Genomic DNA, 17,515 nt, shown 5'->3' with positions numbered 1-17,515 from the left:
GTTTCACGTGAAACATCGGTACCCGGTTATCGTTGTCGGAGGTGGTCACGCAGGATGCGAGGCCGCCGCTGTCAGCGCGCGGATGGGCGTTCCCACGATCCTTGTTACACTGAAGCGCGGCGACCTTGGCGTCATGTCGTGCAACCCGGCGATTGGCGGGCTGGGCAAGGGGCACTTGGTTCGCGAGATCGACGCGCTTGATGGCATCATGGGCAAGGCCGCCGATCGTGCCGGTATCCAGTTCCGTCTTCTGAACCGCCGCAAAGGTCCGGCCGTCCAAGGACCGCGTGCCCAAGCTGATCGTGAGGCGTACAAGGCCGCAATCCAGGACCTGCTTAGCAGGCTGGAACATCTCCGCATCGTCGAGGGGGAGGTCGCCGACCTGACCATGGATGGCGGGCGGGTAACGGGCGTGATCCTCGCAGATGGCAGCCGGCTCGCAGCTTCCTCCGTCATTCTGACCACCGGCACTTTCTTGGGCGGGACAATCCATATCGGCGAAGAACGCCGGACCGGCGGGCGGATGGGCGACAATGCATCCCTCAAACTCGCCGAAAGGATGAAGGGGTTCGAACTTCCGCTTGGTCGGCTGAAGACGGGAACCCCTCCACGATTGGACGGCAAGACAATCGACTGGTCCGTGGTTGATCGCCAACCGGGCGACGAAGATCCGGTCCTCTTCTCGTTCGACAGCGCGGCGCCAGTGCTGCGCCAGGTTGATTGCGGAGTCACGGCGACCAACGCCCAAACCCATGACATCATTCTTGAAAACATCGGCCGCTCGGCCATGTATGGCGGTCATATCAGCGGGGTTGGCCCCCGCTATTGCCCGTCGATCGAAGACAAGATCATGCGGTTTGCCGACAAGGACAGCCACCAGGTCTTCCTTGAGCCAGAGGGGCTGACCACCAGCACGGTTTACCCCAACGGGATCTCAACCTCTCTTCCAGTTGATGTGCAGGAAGCTTACGTCCGCTCCATCCGCGGCTTGGAAAATGTTGAGATTACTCAACCCGGATACGCGATCGAGTATGATTACATCGATCCACGTGCTTTGCGCCGGACGCTGGAGTGCAAGCAAATCCCGGGCCTCTTTCTGGCCGGGCAGATCAATGGAACAACCGGCTATGAAGAGGCGGCCGCCCAAGGCCTGCTGGCCGGGATCAACGCGGCCAGTGCTGCACAGGGTAACGACGATTTCGTCCTTGGGCGGGCCGAGGCCTATATCGGCGTTATGATCGACGACCTGGTAACCAAGGGCGTTGCCGAGCCGTATCGCATGTTCACCTCGCGTGCTGAGTTCCGGCTTTCGCTACGGGCCGACAATGCCGACCAAAGATTGACTGGACTTGGTGATGAGGTGGGCTGCGTCAGCGAGTCGCGTCGGTCCCGGTTCCTCGAGAAAATGGACCTTCTGGCGGCCGGGGAGGCCATGCTTAAAGAGAGGGCCTACTCCGCAACCGAACTTGAGGCCCGCGGCATAACCGTGCGGCAGGACGGATCCCGCCGCTCGGCTTATGACCTACTGTCTTACAGCGATCAGGACCCGGAGCAGGTGATGTCGTTGGTGGAAGGCGCGGAGGCGATTGCCCCGGAAATTCGCGCCCAGTTGATGGCTGACGCGCGCTACGCCCATTATGTGGAGCGTCAGCAGCACGATGTCGATTCCCTACGGAAGGATGAGCAGCGGCTGATCCCGCCCGGGTTCGATTACGAATTGGTGCGTGGGCTGTCGAACGAGGTTAAGAGCAAACTTCAGGCATCTCTGCCCGAAACATTGGGCCAGGCTGCGCAGATTGAAGGCATCACGCCTGCGGCACTTATGCTGATACTCGGCCATTTGAGGAAGCATGACGTCAAAAAAGCCGGCTGAAGCCCTCATCGACGGTTTGGTTGTTTCACGTGAAACAATCGACAAGCTTAAGCAATACCAAGCGCTGCTGGAAAAGTGGAACCGATCGATCAACTTAGTTGCTCGTTCGACCATTCAGGACGCTTGGGAGCGACATATCCTTGATAGCGCGCAGCTCATGCTGCCCGCTCGAGCAGGCGAGCATTGGCTGGATATCGGCAGTGGCGCCGGTTTCCCAGGTTTGGTTTGTGCCATCATATCGGCAGAAACCCATCCGGATCGAAAATTCACTCTGCTCGAGGCCGATCAGCGAAAGACTGAGTTCCTGCGCAGTGTTTCACGTGAAACAAGCACGCCCGTTACTGTAATCGCCGAAAGAATTGAGCGTCAGGCATCCCTTGGGGCCGATATCATCTCTGCCCGTGCCCTGGCGCCATTGAAGCATTTGCTCGCGCATGTTGACCGACACGGTGCCCCGGGGGCCACGGCGCTTCTGCTAAAAGGGCGCACGCACCGGGACGAAGTCGAAGAAGCTCTTGCGCAGTGGCGTTTCCAGACGCAGATTAGACCAAGCCGTACACAAGAAGACGCTGTCGTTCTGGAAATAAGCGAGGTCGAGCGTGCAGAATGAACCCCATATCATCGCAGTCGTTAATCAGAAGGGCGGGGTGGGCAAGACCACCACGACGATCAACCTGGGCGCTGCGCTGGCCTCAAAGGGGCTGAATGTCCTGATCGTGGATCTGGACCCCCAAGGTAACGCATCGACGGGCCTGGGGATCGAACCGGAAGACCGCGAATTCACCACGTATGACCTGATCATCGAAGGCACCGCCCTTGCCGACGTGGTAAGGCCGACAAAGTTCAACCGGTTGATGATCGCGCCGGCGACAACTGACCTCAGCTCGGCCGATATGCAGCTGGTTTCCCATGAAAAGCGGATATTTCTGCTTCAGAAGGCATTGCGGGAGGGAGTTCAGGACCAGAAGTTCGATTTCGTCCTGATCGATTGCCCGCCCTCGCTGAACCTGCTCACTCTGAACGCCATGGTCGCGGCGCATGCTTTGCTGATCCCGCTGCAAAGCGAGTTCTTTGCGCTGGAGGGGCTGTCCCAGTTGATGCTGTCGATCCGCGAGATACGTCAGACGGCCAACCCCGATTTGCGCATCGAGGGGGTGGTCCTGACCATGTTCGACGCGCGCAACAACTTGGCGCGGCAGGTTGAAGAGGATGCCCGGGACAATCTTGGGGATCTGGTCTTCAAGACCAAGATTCCGCGAAATGTTCGGGTCAGCGAGGCGCCCAGCTATGCAATGCCGGTGATCCAGTATGATCCGACCTCCCGCGGGAGCGTCGCCTACAAGTCGCTGGCCACGGAAATCATGAAACAACACAGTGAACGCGGGGTGCAGCATGTCGGATAAAAAGCAGGAGCGCCGCGGCCTGGGTCGTGGCCTGTCGGCACTGATGGCCGACGTGGATCTGCAACCCGGCAAGGCCCGAAGCGAACCTGCGGCGGCCGAGCGCGTGGTTCCGATAGAGAAGATTGCTGCCAACCCTGACCAGCCGCGCCGCGATTTCTCGGCTCAGGCGCTGCAGGAACTGACGGATTCGGTGCGCGAGAAGGGGATCATCCAACCGCTGATCGTTCGTCCGCACCCCGCCGGCGCGGACCGGTTCGAGATCGTGGCGGGCGAACGACGCTGGCGCGCCGCCCAGCGTGCCCAACTTCATGAAATTCCAGTTATTGTCAGGGACTTGGACGATACTGAGGTCCTTGAGCTGGCGATCATCGAGAACATCCAGCGCGCCGATCTGAACGCGGTGGAGGAGGCGGCCGGCTACAAGCAGTTGATGGAGAAGTTCGGGCATACGCAGGAACGTCTGTCGGCCTCGCTTGGGAAGTCGCGCAGTCATATCGCGAACCTCATGCGCCTGCTGCAGTTGCCCGAAGACGTGCAGGACCATCTGCGCCAGGGGCGGCTGAGCGCGGGGCATGCGCGGGCGCTCATCACCACGGAAAACCCGTCGGAGCTTGCCCGCCAAGTGATCGCGAAGGGCCTGTCGGTGCGCCAAACCGAAGATCTGGCCAAGGGGGGCGGCGGCAGCTCAGCCGCGCCCAAAGCGTCGCGCAAGTCCAGTGGGCGAACCACCGATCCGGATACGCTGGCGCTGGAGGATCAGCTGACGGCGAACCTCGGTCTGGAGGTACGGATCGAGCACCAGGCTGGCCAGGAAAGCGGTCGAATGGTCCTGAATTACAAGGATCTGGACCAGCTTGATGGGCTGATCGCGCTTCTGAACGTCAGGCCGATGGACGTGTCCAGATAAAGATCGTCACGGCGACCAATACGGCGGCTTGAATTCCAAGGATTTGCGGACGCACGCCCATCGCGACCGACAGGGCGAAGGCCAGACCGATCGATAGGCTGGCGAGCCGTTTTGCCCTCGGGCCGATTGCACCACGTTCCTGCCAATCGGTGATGGGCGGGCCCAGGCGCGGATGCCCGATCAGCCAGGCGTGCACCCGCTGGGATGAGCGGGCAAAGCAGAAGGCGGCCAGCAGCAGGAACGGCACGGTGGGCAGCAGGGGCAACAGGATGCCCGCCAATCCGAGGATCAGGCTTAGCATTCCGATGATGAACCAGAACGCGCGCATCAGCCGGCCAGAAGTTCGCGCAGCACGCCGTTCAGAACCAGGCGACCGGCGCCCGTGACCCGTAGGCGATCGCCGTCATGAACGAGGTAGCCGTCATCTGAAAGCTGCTTGATTGCGCTATAGGGCAGGGGGCGGCCCAGAAGATCCTGAACTTGGGAAACCGAGACACCGTCGGATATCCGAAGCCCCATCAGTAGCAGTTCTTCGCCCTGATCGGCCTTTGTAAGAGCCGTTCTGAGGCTTTCCCCGTGCCCCTGCCGCTCCACCGCCTGAAGCCAGGCCCCGGGCGCAAGATGGGTCTCGGTCGCGTAACGCTGACCATCGGATACGATACGCCCGTGGGCGCCGGGACCGACGCCCACGTATTCGCCGCCCTTCCAGTAGATCATGTTGTGGCGGGATTCGGCGCCCGGCCGGGCGTGGTTTGAGATCTCGTAGGCCGGCAGGCCGGCGTCAGCGGTCATGGCCTGGGTCATCTCGAACATCGCGGCGGCGGTGTCCTCGTCCGGCAGGCCTTTCAAGCCACCGCGTGCCATACGCTCGCCAAAGGCGGTGCCTTCCTCGATCGTCAGTTGATAAAGCGAGAGATGATCGGCCGCCATGTTGAGGGCGGAAGACAATTCCTCCTCCCAGGCTGCAAGGCTTTGGTCCTGGCGCGCGTAGATCAGATCAAAGCTCACCTGAGGGAACGTCTCTCGCGCGAAGTCAAAGGCGCGGCGGGCTTCCTCGACCGAGTGCAGCCGGCCCAGGCGACGCAAATCGTCGTTGTTTAGAGCCTGAATTCCCATGGATACGCGGTTCACCCCGGCCTGCCGGTAGCCTTGGAACCGGCCCGCCTCGACCGAAGTGGGGTTGGCCTCCAGCGTGACTTCGAGGCTGTTGGAGAGGCGCCAGTTGCGGCGGATCCTGTCCATGATCGCCTGGACCAGGCTGGCGGACATCAGGCTGGGCGTGCCGCCGCCGAAGAACACGGTGTCGAGGATGCGGTCCGGTGTCTCGGCCGCGGCGCGATCAAGCTCGGCCAGGTAGGCGGTTTCCCATTGTTCCTGATCGATCCGGGCCACGACATGGGAGTTGAAATCGCAATAGGGGCATTTTGCCTGGCAGAAGGGCCAATGCAGATAAAGGCCGAAACCCCCTTGTGAAGGTTCAGTCATCGGGGTTTGCGAAACAGCCTGCGACCAGCTGCGCGAAGGCGTCGGCCCGGTGGCTGATGCGGTTTTTCTGCCAGCGTTCCATTTCGCCGAAGGTCTGGTCGAACCCGTCAGGCTGGAAGATCGGATCATAGCCATGGCCCTGTTCACCGCGCATCGGCCAGACGATCTGCCCGTCCATCTTGCCCGGGAATACTTCGTCATGGCCGTCCGGCCATGCAAGGACCAGGGTGCAACAAAAGCGGGCGCGGCGGGGGAAGGGGGCGGCGATCCGCTCAAGCTCGTCCCAGGTGCGGCGCATGGCCATTTCGAAATCGCGGCCTTCGGGCGTTTCGGCCCAGTCGGCGGTGTAGACGCCCGGCTTGCCGCCAAGCGCCTCGATCTCGATCCCGCTGTCGTCGGAAAGGGCCGGCAGCCCGGTGGCCCGGGCTGCGGCATGGGCCTTGATGCGGGCATTGCCGACGAAGCTGTCTTCGGTCTCCTCGGGCTCGGGCAGGTCATGCTCGGCCGCGGAGGTGACGTTCACGTCGTAAGGCGCCAGCAGGCGCCGGATCTCCTCCAGCTTGCCCTGGTTGTGGGTCGCAATCAGCAGGGTATCGCCGGAGAAGCGCCGCATCAGATGGCCGCCTTCTGGGCCTCGACCAATTGGGTGATCCCGGCCTCAGCAAGGTTCATCAGCTCGTCGAACTGGGTGCGCGAAAATGTCGCACCTTCGGCCGATCCCTGGATTTCGATCAGGCCGTGGCTGCCGGTCATCACGAAGTTGGCGTCGGTGCCAGCTTGGGAATCTTCGGCGTAATCCAGATCAAGGATGGTCTGCCCGGCGTAGACGCCGCAGGAGACGGCGGCCACGTGGTCGGTCAGCGGATCGCTGGTGATGTCGCCGGCCTTCATCAGCTTGTTGACCGCAAGGCGCAGGGCGACCCAGCCGCCGGTGATCGAGGCGCAGCGGGTGCCGCCGTCGGCCTGGATCACGTCGCAGTCGATGCTGATCTGACGTTCGCCCAGGGCCGAGCGGTCGATCCCGGCACGCAGGCTGCGGCCGATCAGGCGCTGGATCTCCTGGGTGCGGCCGGACTGGCCGTTCTTGGCCTCACGGCGCATACGGGTGTTGGTGGCGCGGGGCAGCATGCCGTATTCGGCCGTGACCCAGCCAAGACCGGTGTTCTTGAGGAAGGGCGGCACGCGCTCTTCCAGGGTGGCGGTGCACAGCACGTGGGTGTCACCACAGCGGATCAGGCAGGAGCCCTCGGCGTGTTTCATAACCCCGGTTTCGATTGAAACCGGGCGCAATTCGCTTATCTGTCGGCCTGAGGGGCGCATGCAAAACCGTCCTTGTCCATTGATTGCGGCACAGATAGCCGGGCGTGGTTGATCAAGACAAGCCCTGATTGACCCCGCCAGCGCGACGGATTTAATGGCATTCCACGATTGGCGGATCACATGACCGACAGCGGCGACATACTGAAACAGATGAACGACCGCTCCCGCGAAGTCTTTCGCCGGGTCGTCGAGGGTTACCTGATCACCGGGGACCCCGTCGGTTCGCGCACGCTCACGCGCAGTATGAGCGAACGGATCAGTGCCGCGACCGTGCGCAACGTGATGCAGGATCTGGAGCATCTCGGCTTGCTGGACAGCCCCCATGTCTCGGCCGGGCGGATCCCGACCCAACAGGGGTTGCGGATGTTCGTCGACGGCCTTCTGGAGGTCGATGACCTGACGCCCGACGACCGTCTGCGGATCGAGGCGACGGTCGGCAACAGCAACGGGGATGTGGGTTCCATCCTTGACCGGGTGGGCGCGGCCCTGTCGGGCGTGACGCGGGGGGCGAGCCTGGTGCTTGCGCCCAAGCACGAGGCCCCGATCAAGCATATCGAATTCGTCAGCCTGGCGCCGCACCGGGCGCTGGTGGTTCTGGTCTTTGCCGACGGCCAGGTCGAGAACCGTGTCTTCACCCCGCCGCCGGGACTGACCCCTTCGGCCATGCGCGAGGCCGCGAATTTCGTCAACGCCGTCGCAGAGGGGCTGACCCTGTCCGAGCTGGGCGCGCGGATGACCAAGGAGATCGCCCGCCGCCGGCAGGAGATCGACGTGCTGGCCCGCGATCTGGTGGAGAGCGGCCTGGCGATCTGGGATGACGCCGACGGTCAGAACGAGCGGCTGATCGTGCGCGGCCGGGCGAATCTGCTGGGTGAGGGCGGCAGCGAGGCCGATCTTGACCGCATCCGTTCGCTTTTCGACGACCTGGAGCGCAAGCGGGACATCGCGGAATTCCTTGAATTGGCCGAGGCAGGCGATGGTGTGCGGATTTTTATCGGCTCCGAGAACAAGCTTTTTTCACTTTCGGGTTCCTCTTTGGTCGTCAGCCCATATATGAACGCTGACCGAAAGATTGTGGGCGCGGTCGGTGTGATCGGTCCGACGCGGCTGAACTACGGACGCGTCGTTCCGATCGTGAACTATACCGCGCAACTGGTGGGAAAGCTGATTTCCGACCGAGGCTGACAGGTGACGAAATGGCTGAATCGAGAGAAAACCCCTTTTTGGACGATCCCGACGAACTGATGAACGCGGAATCCGACGACCTCATCGACATCACGGATGACGAGGCCAGCAACGAGCAGCGCCCCTCCGGCGCGGCCGAGATGGCTGCCCTGACCGAAGAGCGGGATGAGCTGAAGGACCGGTTGCTGCGGGCGCTGGCCGATGCCGAGAACATGCGCAAGCGTAGCGACCGCGACCGGCGCGAGGCCGAGCAGTATGGCGGCTCCAAGCTGGCCCGCGACATGCTGCCGGTCTACGACAACCTGCGCCGGGCGCTGGATGCCGCCAATGACGAGCATCGCAGCACCGCCGGTCCGATCCTGGAAGGGATCGAACTGACCATGCGCGAGCTTCTGAATGTGTTTTCCAAGCACGGCATCACGCCCGTCAGCCCCGAGGTTGGCGACAAGTTCGATCCCCAGATGCATCAGGCCATGTTCGAAGCGCCGCTGCCCGGCACCCGCGCCGGCGAGATCATCCAGGTGATGGTCGAAGGCTTCCTGCTGCACGACCGCCTTCTGCGCCCGGCGCAGGTCGGTGTGTCCTCGACCCCCGCCAGCTGAGGGGCAGGCCCCGCTGGGGCAACGCTTTCTATGGACGATTGAATGAACCGGGCCCCAGCGCCCGGTTTTTTCTTTTCGCGCCTGGTCCGTGGATCGCGTGGACGCTTCAGCCCCGATCGCGACCCAGCGCCTTCATCTCGTAGACGAGGTTCAGCGCCTCCATGGGCGTCAGCTGGTCCGGGTTCACGGCCTCCAACCGCTCGGCCAGGGGATCGGCGGCGGGGGGCGCGGGACGGACCGGTGGCGGCGGCGTGGCCGAGAAAAGCGGCAGATCGTCGATCAAGGTCTGCTTGCGCTTTCCGCCCTCGCGCTCGCCCTGTTCAAGGGCCTCAAGCACGGTGCGCGCCCGTTCCACGACCGAGGCCGGCAGCCCCGCCAGCCGCGCCACCTGCACCCCGTAGGAGCGGTCGGCGGCGCCGCGACGCACCTCGTGCAGGAAGATCACCTCGCCCTCCCATTCCTTGACGGCGACGGTGGCGTTCTCCACCCCCTCCAGCTTGGCCGAGAGGCCGGTCAGCTCGTGGTAATGGGTAGCGAAAAGAGCGCGGCAGCGGTTGGTGTCGTGCATGTGCTCCAACGTCGCCCATGCGATGGACAGGCCATCGTATGTGGCGGTGCCGCGCCCGATCTCATCCAGGATGACCAGCGCATTCTCGTCGGCTTGGTTGAGGATGGCGGCGGTCTCGACCATCTCGACCATGAAGGTCGAGCGGCCCCGCGCCAGGTCGTCCGAGGCGCCGACGCGGCTGAAAATCTGCGACACCAGCCCGATCCGTCCCGAGGTGGCGGGAATGTAGGAACCGGCCTGCGCCAGCAGCGCGATCAGCGCGTTCTGCCGAAGGAAGGTCGACTTACCGGCCATGTTGGGACCGGTCAGAAGCCAGATGCGCGCGGGATCGGCGCCGGTGCCGTCCTCGCCCGACAGATCGCAATCATTGGCGATGAATGCGGCGCCCCCCTGCTGGCGAAGGGCGCGTTCTACCACCGGATGGCGTCCGCCGCGAATGTCGAAGGCGCGGCTGTCCTCCATCTGCGGGCGCGACCAGTCGCATTCCACCGCCAGGTCGGCCAGAGCGCGGGAATGATCGACCTCTGCCAGCCCTGCGGCGGCATCGCCAAGCTGGGGGGCGAGGGCCAAAACCTCGTCGCAAAGCGTGGAAAAGAGCCGTTTTTCGATCTCCTGCGCGCGGCCGCCAGCGTTCAGAATGCGGGTTTCAAGCTCGCTCAGTTCGACTGTGGTGAAGCGGATGGCGTTGGCGGTGGTCTGGCGGTGGATGAAGCGTTGCGACAACGGCTCGGCCAGCAGCTTGGCCGAATGGGTGGCGGTAGCCTCGATGAAATAGCCCAGCACGTTGTTGTGCTTGACCTTCAGGCTCTGGATCCCCGTCTCCTCGGCATAGTGGGCCTGCAGGCGGGCGATGACGCCGCGCCCCTCGTCGCGAAGCTGGCGCGCCTCGTCCAGTTCGGGGTCCACCCCGGGGGCGATGAAGCCGCCGTCGCGCACCAGGAGCGGCGGCTCCGCCACCAGCGCCGATTGCAGCCGTTCAAGAAGGGCGTCATGTCCCATCAGGCTTTGCACCGCCTCGGCCAGGACGGGCGGCATCTCAAGCCGGCAAAGGCTATCGGCGATGCGGTCCGCCTGCTCCAACCCGTTGCGCACGGCGGCCAGATCGCGCGGCCCGCCACGTTCCAGCGACAGGCGCGACAAGGCCCGCGACAGATCCGGCACCTTGCGCAGCGTGTCGCGCAGGTCGGCGGCGATGGCGCGGTTCTCGACCAGCCATTCGACGGCGTCGTGGCGCGCCCGCACCGTTTCCAGATGGCGCGAGGGGCTGGACAGGCGCCGCTCAAGCAACCGGGCGCCCCCGGCGGTGGCCGTCCGGTCGATGGCAGATATCAGCGACCCTGCGCGTCCCCCCGACAGGGCCTGGGTCAGTTCCAGATTGCGGCGGGTGGCGCCGTCGATCTGCACGGCATCGCGCGCCTGTTCACGCACCGGCGCCCGCAACAGCGGCAGATTCCCCTTCTGGGTCAGGGTCAGATATTCGACGATGCCGCCCATGGCCGCCAGCTCTGCCCGGTCGAAGCGCCCGAAGGCCTCGAGCGTGCCGACCTTGAAAAGATCGGTCAGGCGATGCTCGGCCGCGGTGCTGTCGAAGGCGGAGGCCGCCAGCGGCGTCAGCGCCGCGCCCATCTCGCGGGCGATATCGCGCAGGGGCTCCTGCGCGCCCTCGGCAACGATAACCTCGCGCGGGGTCAGGCGGGCCAGTTCGGGCGACAGGCGGACGGCGGGGCAGGGCATGACGTGAAAGGCGCCGGTCGAGATATCGACCCAGGCCAGCGCCGCCGTGTCGCGCACCTGTGCCCAGGCCGAAAGGTAGTTGTGACGCCGGGCGTCCAGCAGGGCATCCTCGGTCAGGGTGCCGGGGGTGACGAGGCGCACGACCTCGCGCCGGACCACGGATTTCGAGCCGCGCTTGCGGGCCTCGGCCGGATCCTCGGTCTGTTCGCAGACGGCGACGCGAAAGCCCTTGCGGATCAAGGTCAGCAGGTAGTTTTCGGCAGCATGCACCGGCACGCCGCACATGGGTATGTCATCGCCCAGGTGCTTGCCGCGTTTGGTCAGCGAGATGTCCAGCGCCTCGGCGGCGGCGACGGCATCGTCAAAGAACATCTCGTAGAAATCGCCCATCCGGTAGAACAGGAGCGCGTCCTGATGCTCGGACTTGATTTCAAGGAATTGCGCCATCATCGGCGTGACAGCCGTCTTTGCTACACTCACGGTTGCCCCCGAACAGAATTTCGCAAAAGACTAACGGTGCGCGACAGCGACGAAAAGCGGGAATTCACCCGCGGGCAGAACGCGGCCGAAACCGGGGAAATGCCCTTGGTTAGGCCCTGTTTCATGGAGAATGCGACATGGGTATCTGGGTTCTGGGGTCGATCAATCTTGACCATGTCTACCGGGTGCACGAGCTGCCGCGCGCCGGCGAGACGATAGCAGCGCATGACTATTCCTGCGGGCTGGGCGGCAAGGGTGCCAACCAGTCGATCGCGGCCGCACGCGCCGGGGCGACGGTGCACCATGTCGGCGCGGTGGGCCCCGACGGCGACGCGGCCATTGCGGCCCTGTCGCAGGCCGGGGTGGACGTCGCTGGCGTCGACCGGCAGGCGGGGCCGACGGGCCACGCCATCATCAACGTCGATGATTCCGGGGAAAATGCCATCGTGATCCTTGCCGGTGCCAACGCCTGCCTGGACACAGGAAGGATCACCCAGGCCCTCGCCGCTGCCGCGCCGGGCGACACGCTGATGCTTCAGAACGAGACCAACGCGGTCGAGGAGGCCGCTTCGATCGGTCGGGCGAAGGGCCTGCGCGTGGCCTATTCCGCCGCGCCCTTCGATGCCGGGGCGGTTCGGGCAATGCTGCCCCTGTGCGATATTCTTCTGTGCAATGAGGGCGAGGCCGAGGAGATCCGCCAAATGCTGGGTTGCTCTGTCGAGGAGATACCGGTGCCGACGCTGGTCGTCACCCGTGGCGCGCGCGGCGTGGGCCTTTACGTCCAGGGGCAGGAGACGGTGGAACAGCCTGCCTTCAAGGTTGATCCCGTCGATACGACCGGCGCGGGTGACACTTTCGCGGGCTACTTCATTGCCGGGCTGGACGGGGGGCCAAACGGGGGGCTGAACCCGCGCGAGGCGCTGGCCCGCGCGGCGGCAGCCTCGGCGATACAGGTGACGAGGGCCGGTGCCGCCATCGCGATACCGGCCCTTGCCGAGGTGCTTGAATTTCAGAAGGCTCGGTGACGGGGCCCGCCCGGGCCCCGACTCCCTTAGCCCTTGAGGCGACGGTTGCGCATGGCGATCAGGCGCAGGCGCAGGGCGTTCAGCTTGATGAAGCCCGCCGCGTCCTTCTGGTCATAGGCGCCGGCGTCATCCTCGAAGGTCACATGCTCTTCCGAGTAGAGCGAGTGATCCGACCAGCGGCCGACGGTGCGGGCCAAGCCCTTGTAAAGCTTCAGCCGGACAGTGCCGGTCACATGCTCCTGGCTCTTGTCGATCAGGGCCTGGAGCATCTCGCGCTCGGGCGAGAACCAGAAGCCGTTGTAGATCAGCTCGGCATACTGCGGCATGATCTGGTCCTTCAGATGCGCCGCGCCACGGTCCAGGGTGATCTGCTCGATGCCGCGGTGGGCCTCCAGCAGGATGGTGCCGCCGGGGGTCTCGTAGATGCCGCGGGATTTCATGCCGACAAAACGCCCCTCGACCAGGTCGAGGCGGCCGATGCCGTGCTTGCCGCCCAGCTCGTTCAGGCGGGTCAGGATGGTGGCGGGCGACATGGCCTCGCCGTTGATCGAGACGGCATCGCCCTTCTCGAACCCGACCTCGATATACTCGGGGGTGTCGGGCGCATCCTCGGGGTGGACCGTGCGCTGGTAGACGTAATCGGGTGCCTCGTCGGCGGGATCCTCAAGCACCTTGCCCTCGGACGAGGTGTGCAGCAGGTTGGCGTCGACGCTGAACGGCGCCTCGCCGCGCTTGTCCTTGGCGATCGGGATCTGGTTCCGCTCGGCAAAGTCCAGCAGCTTGGTACGGCTGGTCAGGTCCCACTCGCGCCAGGGCGCGATGACCTTGATGTCGGGGTTCAGCGCGTAGGCGGACAGCTCGAAGCGGACCTGGTCGTTGCCCTTGCCGGTGGCGCCATGGGCGACGGCATCGGCGCCGGTCGCCTCGGCAATCTCGATCAGGCGCTTGGAAATCAGCGGCCGTGCGATCGAGGTGCCCAGCAGGTAGAGCCCTTCGTAAAGGGCGTTGGCGCGGAACATCGGGAAGACGAAGTCGCGGGTGAACTCCTCGCGCAGGTCCTCGATATAGATCTCCGAGACGCCCATCATCTCGGCCTTCTTGCGGGCGGGCTCAAGCTCTTCGCCCTGGCCGAGGTCGGCGGTGAAGGTGACGACTTCGCAATCGTATTCGGTGCGGAGCCACTTCAGGATGATCGAGGTGTCGAGGCCGCCTGAATAGGCAAGGACGACTTTCTTGGGCGCGGACATGTTGCAAGCTCCGATGTTGGGGGCCGATGATCTGGGGCGCGATTATCGGTTTACAGCCTTCTGCGCAAGGGATGGCGCGGTCGCGACCGGCCAGCCGCCGCCGGTGTGGCCTTTGCAGCCGGCGGCAGGGTCGCGGGGCGATGGCGGCGCGGGGTGGTGACGCGCTACGCGGGCCTGCGCCGGTCAATCTCGGCCTCGGCCAGGCGGATGCTGTCCTGAAGGCAATCGCCAAGGGCGTCGGGGGCGGCCTCGGGCGGGGGCGTGGATTTCCCGTCCTCGTGCAGAAGGCAAAGCCGCGCCAGCCCGTCGAAGCCCAGCGCCTCTGCCGCGCCGCGCAACCCGTGGCACAGCTGTGCCGCCGCGGGGGTGCCAATGGCGCCGCCAAGCTGCGTGATGGTTTCCTGGGCCTCCTCGGCGAAAACTGCGATGACCGCGCGGCATTCGCCCGCGCCCAACTCGCGAAGCAACTCGTGAAACTTGATGGTGTTCAGCATCGCACCCTCCTGTCCGGGGCATTTAGGACAAAAAAACATTCAACGAACATTAAGACGCACGCGGTTAGCGGTGGTCCTGAAAGGAGGGCGCCGATGCAGCCTGGACAGCAGAACGGGGCCGCTACCGGCCCGATAACACGCGCCGAGACGGGGGACGCCCGCCCCGACGTGCGCCCCGGACCCCGGCCCGAGGCGCTATCCGGCCCGGCGGCCCCCCGGCGGCAAGGGCGTGCATCGGACCCCTCGCGGTCGCCGCGGGCACGGCCGCGCGACGCCGGCTTACCATCCTGCTGGTCGAGGACAGTCCGACCCAACGCCGTATCCTGTGCCGGACGCTGGAACGCTTCGGCTTTCGCGTGCTCGAGGCCGCGTCGGGCGCCCGGGCGATGGAGATCTGCCGCACGACCCAGATCGACATGGTCATCTGCGACTGGATCATGCCCGGCATGTCAGGCCCCGAATTCTGCCGCAGCTTTCGCAAGCTGGACCGGGAGGGATATGGCTATTTCATCCTGATGACCTCGATCAGCGACAAGGCCGCGGTCGCGGCGGCGCTGGACATCGGGGCGGATGATTTCGTCACCAAGCCGGTGGATGTGTCCGAGCTTCGCGCCCGCATCCGCGCCGGCGAGAGGATCCTGGCGATGGAGGGCCAGCTTCGCAGCCGCAATCGCGTCGTGAACCAAACGCTGGACGAGTTGCGGGTGATGTATGACGGGGTGGAACGGGACCTGCGCGCGGCGCAGCGGTTGCAGGAATCGCTTCTGCCGGAACTGCATCAGCGCCACGGCGGCGCGCGCATCTCGCTGTTGCTGCGGGCCTCGGGGCACGTGGGGGGCGACCTGGTGGGGACCTATCCGATCGACGCCCGCCGCATTGGTATCTACGCGCTGGACGTGTCGGGCCACGGTGTCAGCTCGGCGTTGGTGACGGCACGGCTCTCGGGCTATCTTTCGGGGCATTCGCCCGTGCGGCACCTGGCCCTGCGCCGGGACGGGGAGGGGCAGCTTGTCCACCGCCCCCCGGAAGAGACGGTCGCCAGGCTGAACCGCCTGATGCTGGCCGAGGTGGCAAGCGATCATTACCTGACCCTGCTGCTGGCCGAGGTCGATACTTCCACCGGGGCGGTGGCCCTGTGCCAGGCGGGCCATCCCAACCCGGTCATCCAGCGGCGCGATGGCCGGATCGAGTTTCCGGGCGGCGGCGGCTTTCCGGTCGGGCTGTTGCCTGACGCGCTTTACACCCGCCTGCCGCTGACCCTGTCGCCAGGCGACCGCCTGCTTCTGACATCGGACGGGATCGGCGAGTGCGAGGATCCCGAGGGCCGGCAGCTGGGGCAGGAGGGGTTGAAGGACATCCTGACCCGCTGCGGCGCGGCCACAGGCCAGGGGTTTCTGGACGCGCTGATGGCCGAGTTGGAAGGATTTGCGGGTGAGGCCGGGTTCGGCGACGACATCTCGGTCGTGAACCTGGAATTCACCACGCCCCCTGATGAAGGGGCGCCGGACCCCGAAGCCGCGCAAGGAACGGCGGCCGCCTGAGCGATGAAGCGGGACTGGATAACTGCGGCAGCGCCTTCGGTCAGGCCGCGACAAGCTGCGCCAGAAAGGCGCGATCGCCGGCGTTCGCCAACCGCTCCAGCGCGTCGTCGGGCGTGAACCAGCCGGCGTGGTGATGCGGTTCGACCGGGGGGCCGAGACGCAGGGTCGGGCGACCCAGGTAGATGTGGCATAGCTTCTCGGCCCAGTAGCCATATTCGGGCATGTAGGTGAACCGCCGGTAGGTGCCGAGCCTGTGGTCCAGCCGCATACGCCAGCCGGTTTCCTCGACCACCTCGCGGTGCAGGGCGGGTAGGGGCTGCTCGCCCCGCTCGATCCCGCCGCCAGGCAGCTGGTATTCGGCGGTCTCGCCCATCTGCAGGGTCAGCAGGACCTTCCCCTCGCGCCAAAGAATGGCATAGATGCCGGGACGACACCGATAGACCTGATCGTTGCGAATGCCTTCGTCGTAGCGGCGTATCATGTGGACCTGTCCCCGGGGCGGGCGTTGGTGTTCCGGTTGCCCGTGCCTATATGCACGCGGTATGCCAATTCGAGGCCGAAGAGGAAACCCATGTTGCTTGGATCGAAAATCGCCTGGGACGACACCGTCCTGCCATTTCAGCTGGACCGGTCCGACATCCGTGGCCGGGTCGCGCGGCTGGACGGGGTGCTGGAGGGTATTCTCGAGCAGCATGACTATCCGCCCGTCGTCGAGGCGCTGGTCGCCGAGGCGGCCCTGCTGACCGCCATCATCGGCCAGACCATCAAGCTGCGTTGGAAGCTGTCGCTCCAGGTGCGGGGCAACGGTCCCGTGCGGATCATCGCGACCGATTACTATGCGCCCGAGGCCGAGGGCGAACCCGCCCGCATCCGCGCCTATGCCAGCTATGATGCCGACCGGCTGGACCGTGAGGACGCGGGCTTCCCGCAGATCGGCAAGGGCTATTTCGCGGTTCTGATCGATCAGGGTGACGGCACGGTGCCCTACCAGGGGATTACCCCGCTTGCAGGCGGCTCTCTCTCGGCCTGTGCCGAGACGTATTTCGCCCAGTCCGAGCAGTTGCCGACCCGGTTCGCCCTGTCCTTCGGCCGCAGCCAGTCGCCGGGGCACGAACCCGGCTGGCGCGCCGGCGGCATCATGCTGCAACAGATGCCCAAGGCTTCTCCCTTCGCGGCCAAGCCCGAGGGAAGCGCCGCCGCCCAGCCCGCGCTCCTGAGCGCCGAGGACCTGCTGTCGCCTGACGAGGGTGAGAACTGGAACCGCGCCAACATCCTGCTGGATACGGTCGAGGACCTGGAGCTGATCGGCCCGCTGGTGCAGCCGACCGAGCTGCTTCTGCGGCTGTTCCACGAAGAGGCCCCGCGGGTCTTCGACGCCCAGCCGGTCAAGTTCGGTTGCACCTGCTCGGCCGATCGTGTGCGCCAGAGCCTGTCGATCTACTCGTCCAAGGACATCGAGCACATGACCACCGACGAGGGGATCGTGACCGCCGATTGCCAGTTCTGCGGCGCCCACTACAAGTTCGACCCCGCGACCCTTGGGTTCGAGGCCACCCGCGAGGCCGAAGGGGAGGACGCGTCCAGTGCCGCGAACGGGGCCGAGGGCGGCCCCGCGACACGGGACGAAGCGTGATCGCCGATCCGATGAAAC

General features: G+C 65.1%; 17 protein-coding genes. 9 read left to right on the top strand and 8 right to left on the bottom strand.

All coding sequences use genetic code 11. The annotated features are described in order from the left end of the window. Positions 1-7 precede the first annotated feature (7 nt). The 4 genes from mnmG to CLV77_RS13390 are packed head-to-tail and all read left to right on the top strand — an operon-like array spanning position 8 to position 4,183. Positions 8-1,873, top strand: coding sequence for a tRNA uridine-5-carboxymethylaminomethyl(34) synthesis enzyme MnmG (gene mnmG, locus CLV77_RS13405; protein ID WP_076981087.1), 1,866 nt, complete (start codon positions 8-10; stop codon positions 1,871-1,873). Then, positions 1,851-2,483, top strand: a complete 633-nt coding sequence (gene rsmG / locus CLV77_RS13400) for a 16S rRNA (guanine(527)-N(7))-methyltransferase RsmG (protein ID WP_076979850.1) — start codon at positions 1,851-1,853, stop codon at positions 2,481-2,483. Before mnmG ends, rsmG begins: the two co-directional genes overlap by 23 nt. Then, positions 2,473-3,276 carry a ParA family protein gene (locus CLV77_RS13395; RefSeq protein WP_076979851.1) on the top strand — a complete coding sequence of 268 codons (804 nt, stop codon included), beginning with the start codon at positions 2,473-2,475 and terminating at the stop codon, positions 3,274-3,276. Before rsmG ends, CLV77_RS13395 begins: the two co-directional genes overlap by 11 nt. Then, positions 3,266-4,183 carry a ParB/RepB/Spo0J family partition protein gene (locus tag CLV77_RS13390; protein ID WP_076979852.1) on the top strand — a complete coding sequence of 306 codons (918 nt, stop codon included), beginning with the start codon at positions 3,266-3,268 and terminating at the stop codon, positions 4,181-4,183. The genes CLV77_RS13395 and CLV77_RS13390 overlap by 11 nt, the downstream gene beginning before the upstream one ends. On the opposite strand, the gene CLV77_RS13385 is transcribed toward CLV77_RS13390, so the two are convergent. Genes CLV77_RS13385 through rph form a run of 4 tightly spaced genes read right to left on the bottom strand, consistent with a single transcriptional unit; the run spans position 4,158 to position 6,988 of the window. After that, positions 4,158-4,511, bottom strand: a complete 354-nt coding sequence (locus CLV77_RS13385; protein WP_076979853.1) for a YbaN family protein — start codon at positions 4,509-4,511, stop codon at positions 4,158-4,160. The genes CLV77_RS13390 and CLV77_RS13385 overlap by 26 nt on opposite strands. Then, on the bottom strand, positions 4,511-5,668 hold the full coding sequence (gene hemW / locus CLV77_RS13380) for a radical SAM family heme chaperone HemW (protein WP_076979854.1): 1,158 nt from the start codon (positions 5,666-5,668) through the stop codon (positions 4,511-4,513). Before hemW ends, CLV77_RS13385 begins: the two co-directional genes overlap by 1 nt. Next, positions 5,661-6,281 (bottom strand): RdgB/HAM1 family non-canonical purine NTP pyrophosphatase, encoded by a 621-nt coding sequence (gene rdgB, locus CLV77_RS13375; RefSeq protein WP_076979855.1) that lies wholly within the window; start codon positions 6,279-6,281, stop codon positions 5,661-5,663. The genes hemW and rdgB overlap by 8 nt, the downstream gene beginning before the upstream one ends. Next, on the bottom strand, positions 6,281-6,988 hold the full coding sequence (gene rph, locus CLV77_RS13370) for a ribonuclease PH (RefSeq protein WP_076979856.1): 708 nt from the start codon (positions 6,986-6,988) through the stop codon (positions 6,281-6,283). The genes rdgB and rph overlap by 1 nt, the downstream gene beginning before the upstream one ends. A 120-nt stretch (positions 6,989-7,108) precedes the next feature. Here rph and hrcA point away from each other — a divergent pair, with 120 nt between their 5' ends. Beyond that, on the top strand, positions 7,109-8,173 hold the full coding sequence (hrcA, locus tag CLV77_RS13365) for a heat-inducible transcriptional repressor HrcA (RefSeq protein WP_076979857.1): 1,065 nt from the start codon (positions 7,109-7,111) through the stop codon (positions 8,171-8,173). An 11-nt stretch (positions 8,174-8,184) separates the two neighbouring features. Continuing rightward, entirely contained in the window at positions 8,185-8,775 is a 591-nt protein-coding gene (locus CLV77_RS13360; RefSeq protein ID WP_076979858.1) for a nucleotide exchange factor GrpE, read from the top strand. Positions 8,776-8,881: 106 nt separating this feature from the next. Here the strand turns inward: CLV77_RS13360 and mutS are convergent, their stop codons facing one another. Next, positions 8,882-11,527, bottom strand: coding sequence for a DNA mismatch repair protein MutS (gene mutS / locus CLV77_RS13355; RefSeq protein WP_076979859.1), 2,646 nt, complete (start codon positions 11,525-11,527; stop codon positions 8,882-8,884). A gap of 167 nt (positions 11,528-11,694) precedes the next feature. Between mutS and CLV77_RS13350 the strand changes: the two genes are divergently transcribed. Further along, positions 11,695-12,582 carry a ribokinase gene (locus CLV77_RS13350; protein WP_076979860.1) on the top strand — a complete coding sequence of 296 codons (888 nt, stop codon included), beginning with the start codon at positions 11,695-11,697 and terminating at the stop codon, positions 12,580-12,582. A gap of 26 nt (positions 12,583-12,608) precedes the next feature. Here CLV77_RS13350 and CLV77_RS13345 read toward each other — a convergent pair whose 3' ends face one another. Beyond that, on the bottom strand, positions 12,609-13,829 hold the full coding sequence (locus CLV77_RS13345; RefSeq protein WP_076979861.1) for an argininosuccinate synthase: 1,221 nt from the start codon (positions 13,827-13,829) through the stop codon (positions 12,609-12,611). A 164-nt stretch (positions 13,830-13,993) separates the two neighbouring features. Next, positions 13,994-14,323 (bottom strand): Hpt domain-containing protein, encoded by a 330-nt coding sequence (locus tag CLV77_RS13340; RefSeq protein WP_076979862.1) that lies wholly within the window; start codon positions 14,321-14,323, stop codon positions 13,994-13,996. Positions 14,324-14,520: 197 nt separating this feature from the next. Between CLV77_RS13340 and CLV77_RS13335 the strand changes: the two genes are divergently transcribed. After that, a complete protein-coding gene (locus tag CLV77_RS13335; RefSeq protein ID WP_416171599.1) occupies positions 14,521-15,864 on the top strand; it encodes a PP2C family protein-serine/threonine phosphatase in 1,344 nt (447 codons plus the stop codon). Positions 15,865-15,904: 40 nt separating this feature from the next. Here CLV77_RS13335 and CLV77_RS13330 read toward each other — a convergent pair whose 3' ends face one another. Then, positions 15,905-16,345: an NUDIX domain-containing protein gene (locus CLV77_RS13330; protein WP_076979864.1), complete on the bottom strand. Its 441-nt coding sequence runs from the start codon at positions 16,343-16,345 to the stop codon at positions 15,905-15,907. Between the two features lie 90 nt (positions 16,346-16,435). On the opposite strand from CLV77_RS13330, the gene hslO reads away from it, so the two are divergent. Further along, a complete protein-coding gene (hslO, locus tag CLV77_RS13325) occupies positions 16,436-17,497 on the top strand; it encodes an Hsp33 family molecular chaperone HslO (RefSeq protein ID WP_076979865.1) in 1,062 nt (353 codons plus the stop codon). The last annotated feature ends 18 nt before the right edge of the window (positions 17,498-17,515 follow it).

The organism is Brevirhabdus pacifica, assembly GCF_002797755.1.
GTDB classification, from domain to species: Bacteria; Pseudomonadota; Alphaproteobacteria; order Rhodobacterales; family Rhodobacteraceae; genus Brevirhabdus; species Brevirhabdus pacifica.
This window is presented reverse-complemented; position numbering and strand designations above follow the sequence as displayed.

Excerpts from the sequence above, each read along its gene's own strand:
- hemW (WP_076979854.1), bottom strand. The coding sequence starts at position 5,668 with ATGACTGAACCTTCACAAGGGGGTTTCGGCCTTTATCTGCATTGGCCC.
- hrcA (WP_076979857.1), top strand. The coding sequence starts at position 7,109 with ATGACCGACAGCGGCGACATACTGAAACAGATGAACGACCGCTCCCGC.
- CLV77_RS13350 (WP_076979860.1), top strand. The coding sequence starts at position 11,695 with ATGGGTATCTGGGTTCTGGGGTCGATCAATCTTGACCATGTCTACCGG.
- CLV77_RS13345 (WP_076979861.1), bottom strand. The coding sequence starts at position 13,829 with ATGTCCGCGCCCAAGAAAGTCGTCCTTGCCTATTCAGGCGGCCTCGAC.
- rph (WP_076979856.1), bottom strand. The coding sequence starts at position 6,988 with ATGCGCCCCTCAGGCCGACAGATAAGCGAATTGCGCCCGGTTTCAATC.
- rsmG (WP_076979850.1), top strand. The coding sequence starts at position 1,851 with ATGACGTCAAAAAAGCCGGCTGAAGCCCTCATCGACGGTTTGGTTGTT.
- rdgB (WP_076979855.1), bottom strand. The coding sequence starts at position 6,281 with ATGCGGCGCTTCTCCGGCGATACCCTGCTGATTGCGACCCACAACCAG.
- CLV77_RS13390 (WP_076979852.1), top strand. The coding sequence starts at position 3,266 with ATGTCGGATAAAAAGCAGGAGCGCCGCGGCCTGGGTCGTGGCCTGTCG.
- CLV77_RS13360 (WP_076979858.1), top strand. The coding sequence starts at position 8,185 with ATGGCTGAATCGAGAGAAAACCCCTTTTTGGACGATCCCGACGAACTG.
- CLV77_RS13330 (WP_076979864.1), bottom strand. The coding sequence starts at position 16,345 with ATGATACGCCGCTACGACGAAGGCATTCGCAACGATCAGGTCTATCGG.
- hslO (WP_076979865.1), top strand. The coding sequence starts at position 16,436 with ATGTTGCTTGGATCGAAAATCGCCTGGGACGACACCGTCCTGCCATTT.
- CLV77_RS13385 (WP_076979853.1), bottom strand. The coding sequence starts at position 4,511 with ATGCGCGCGTTCTGGTTCATCATCGGAATGCTAAGCCTGATCCTCGGA.
- mutS (WP_076979859.1), bottom strand. The coding sequence starts at position 11,527 with ATGATGGCGCAATTCCTTGAAATCAAGTCCGAGCATCAGGACGCGCTC.
- CLV77_RS13340 (WP_076979862.1), bottom strand. The coding sequence starts at position 14,323 with ATGCTGAACACCATCAAGTTTCACGAGTTGCTTCGCGAGTTGGGCGCG.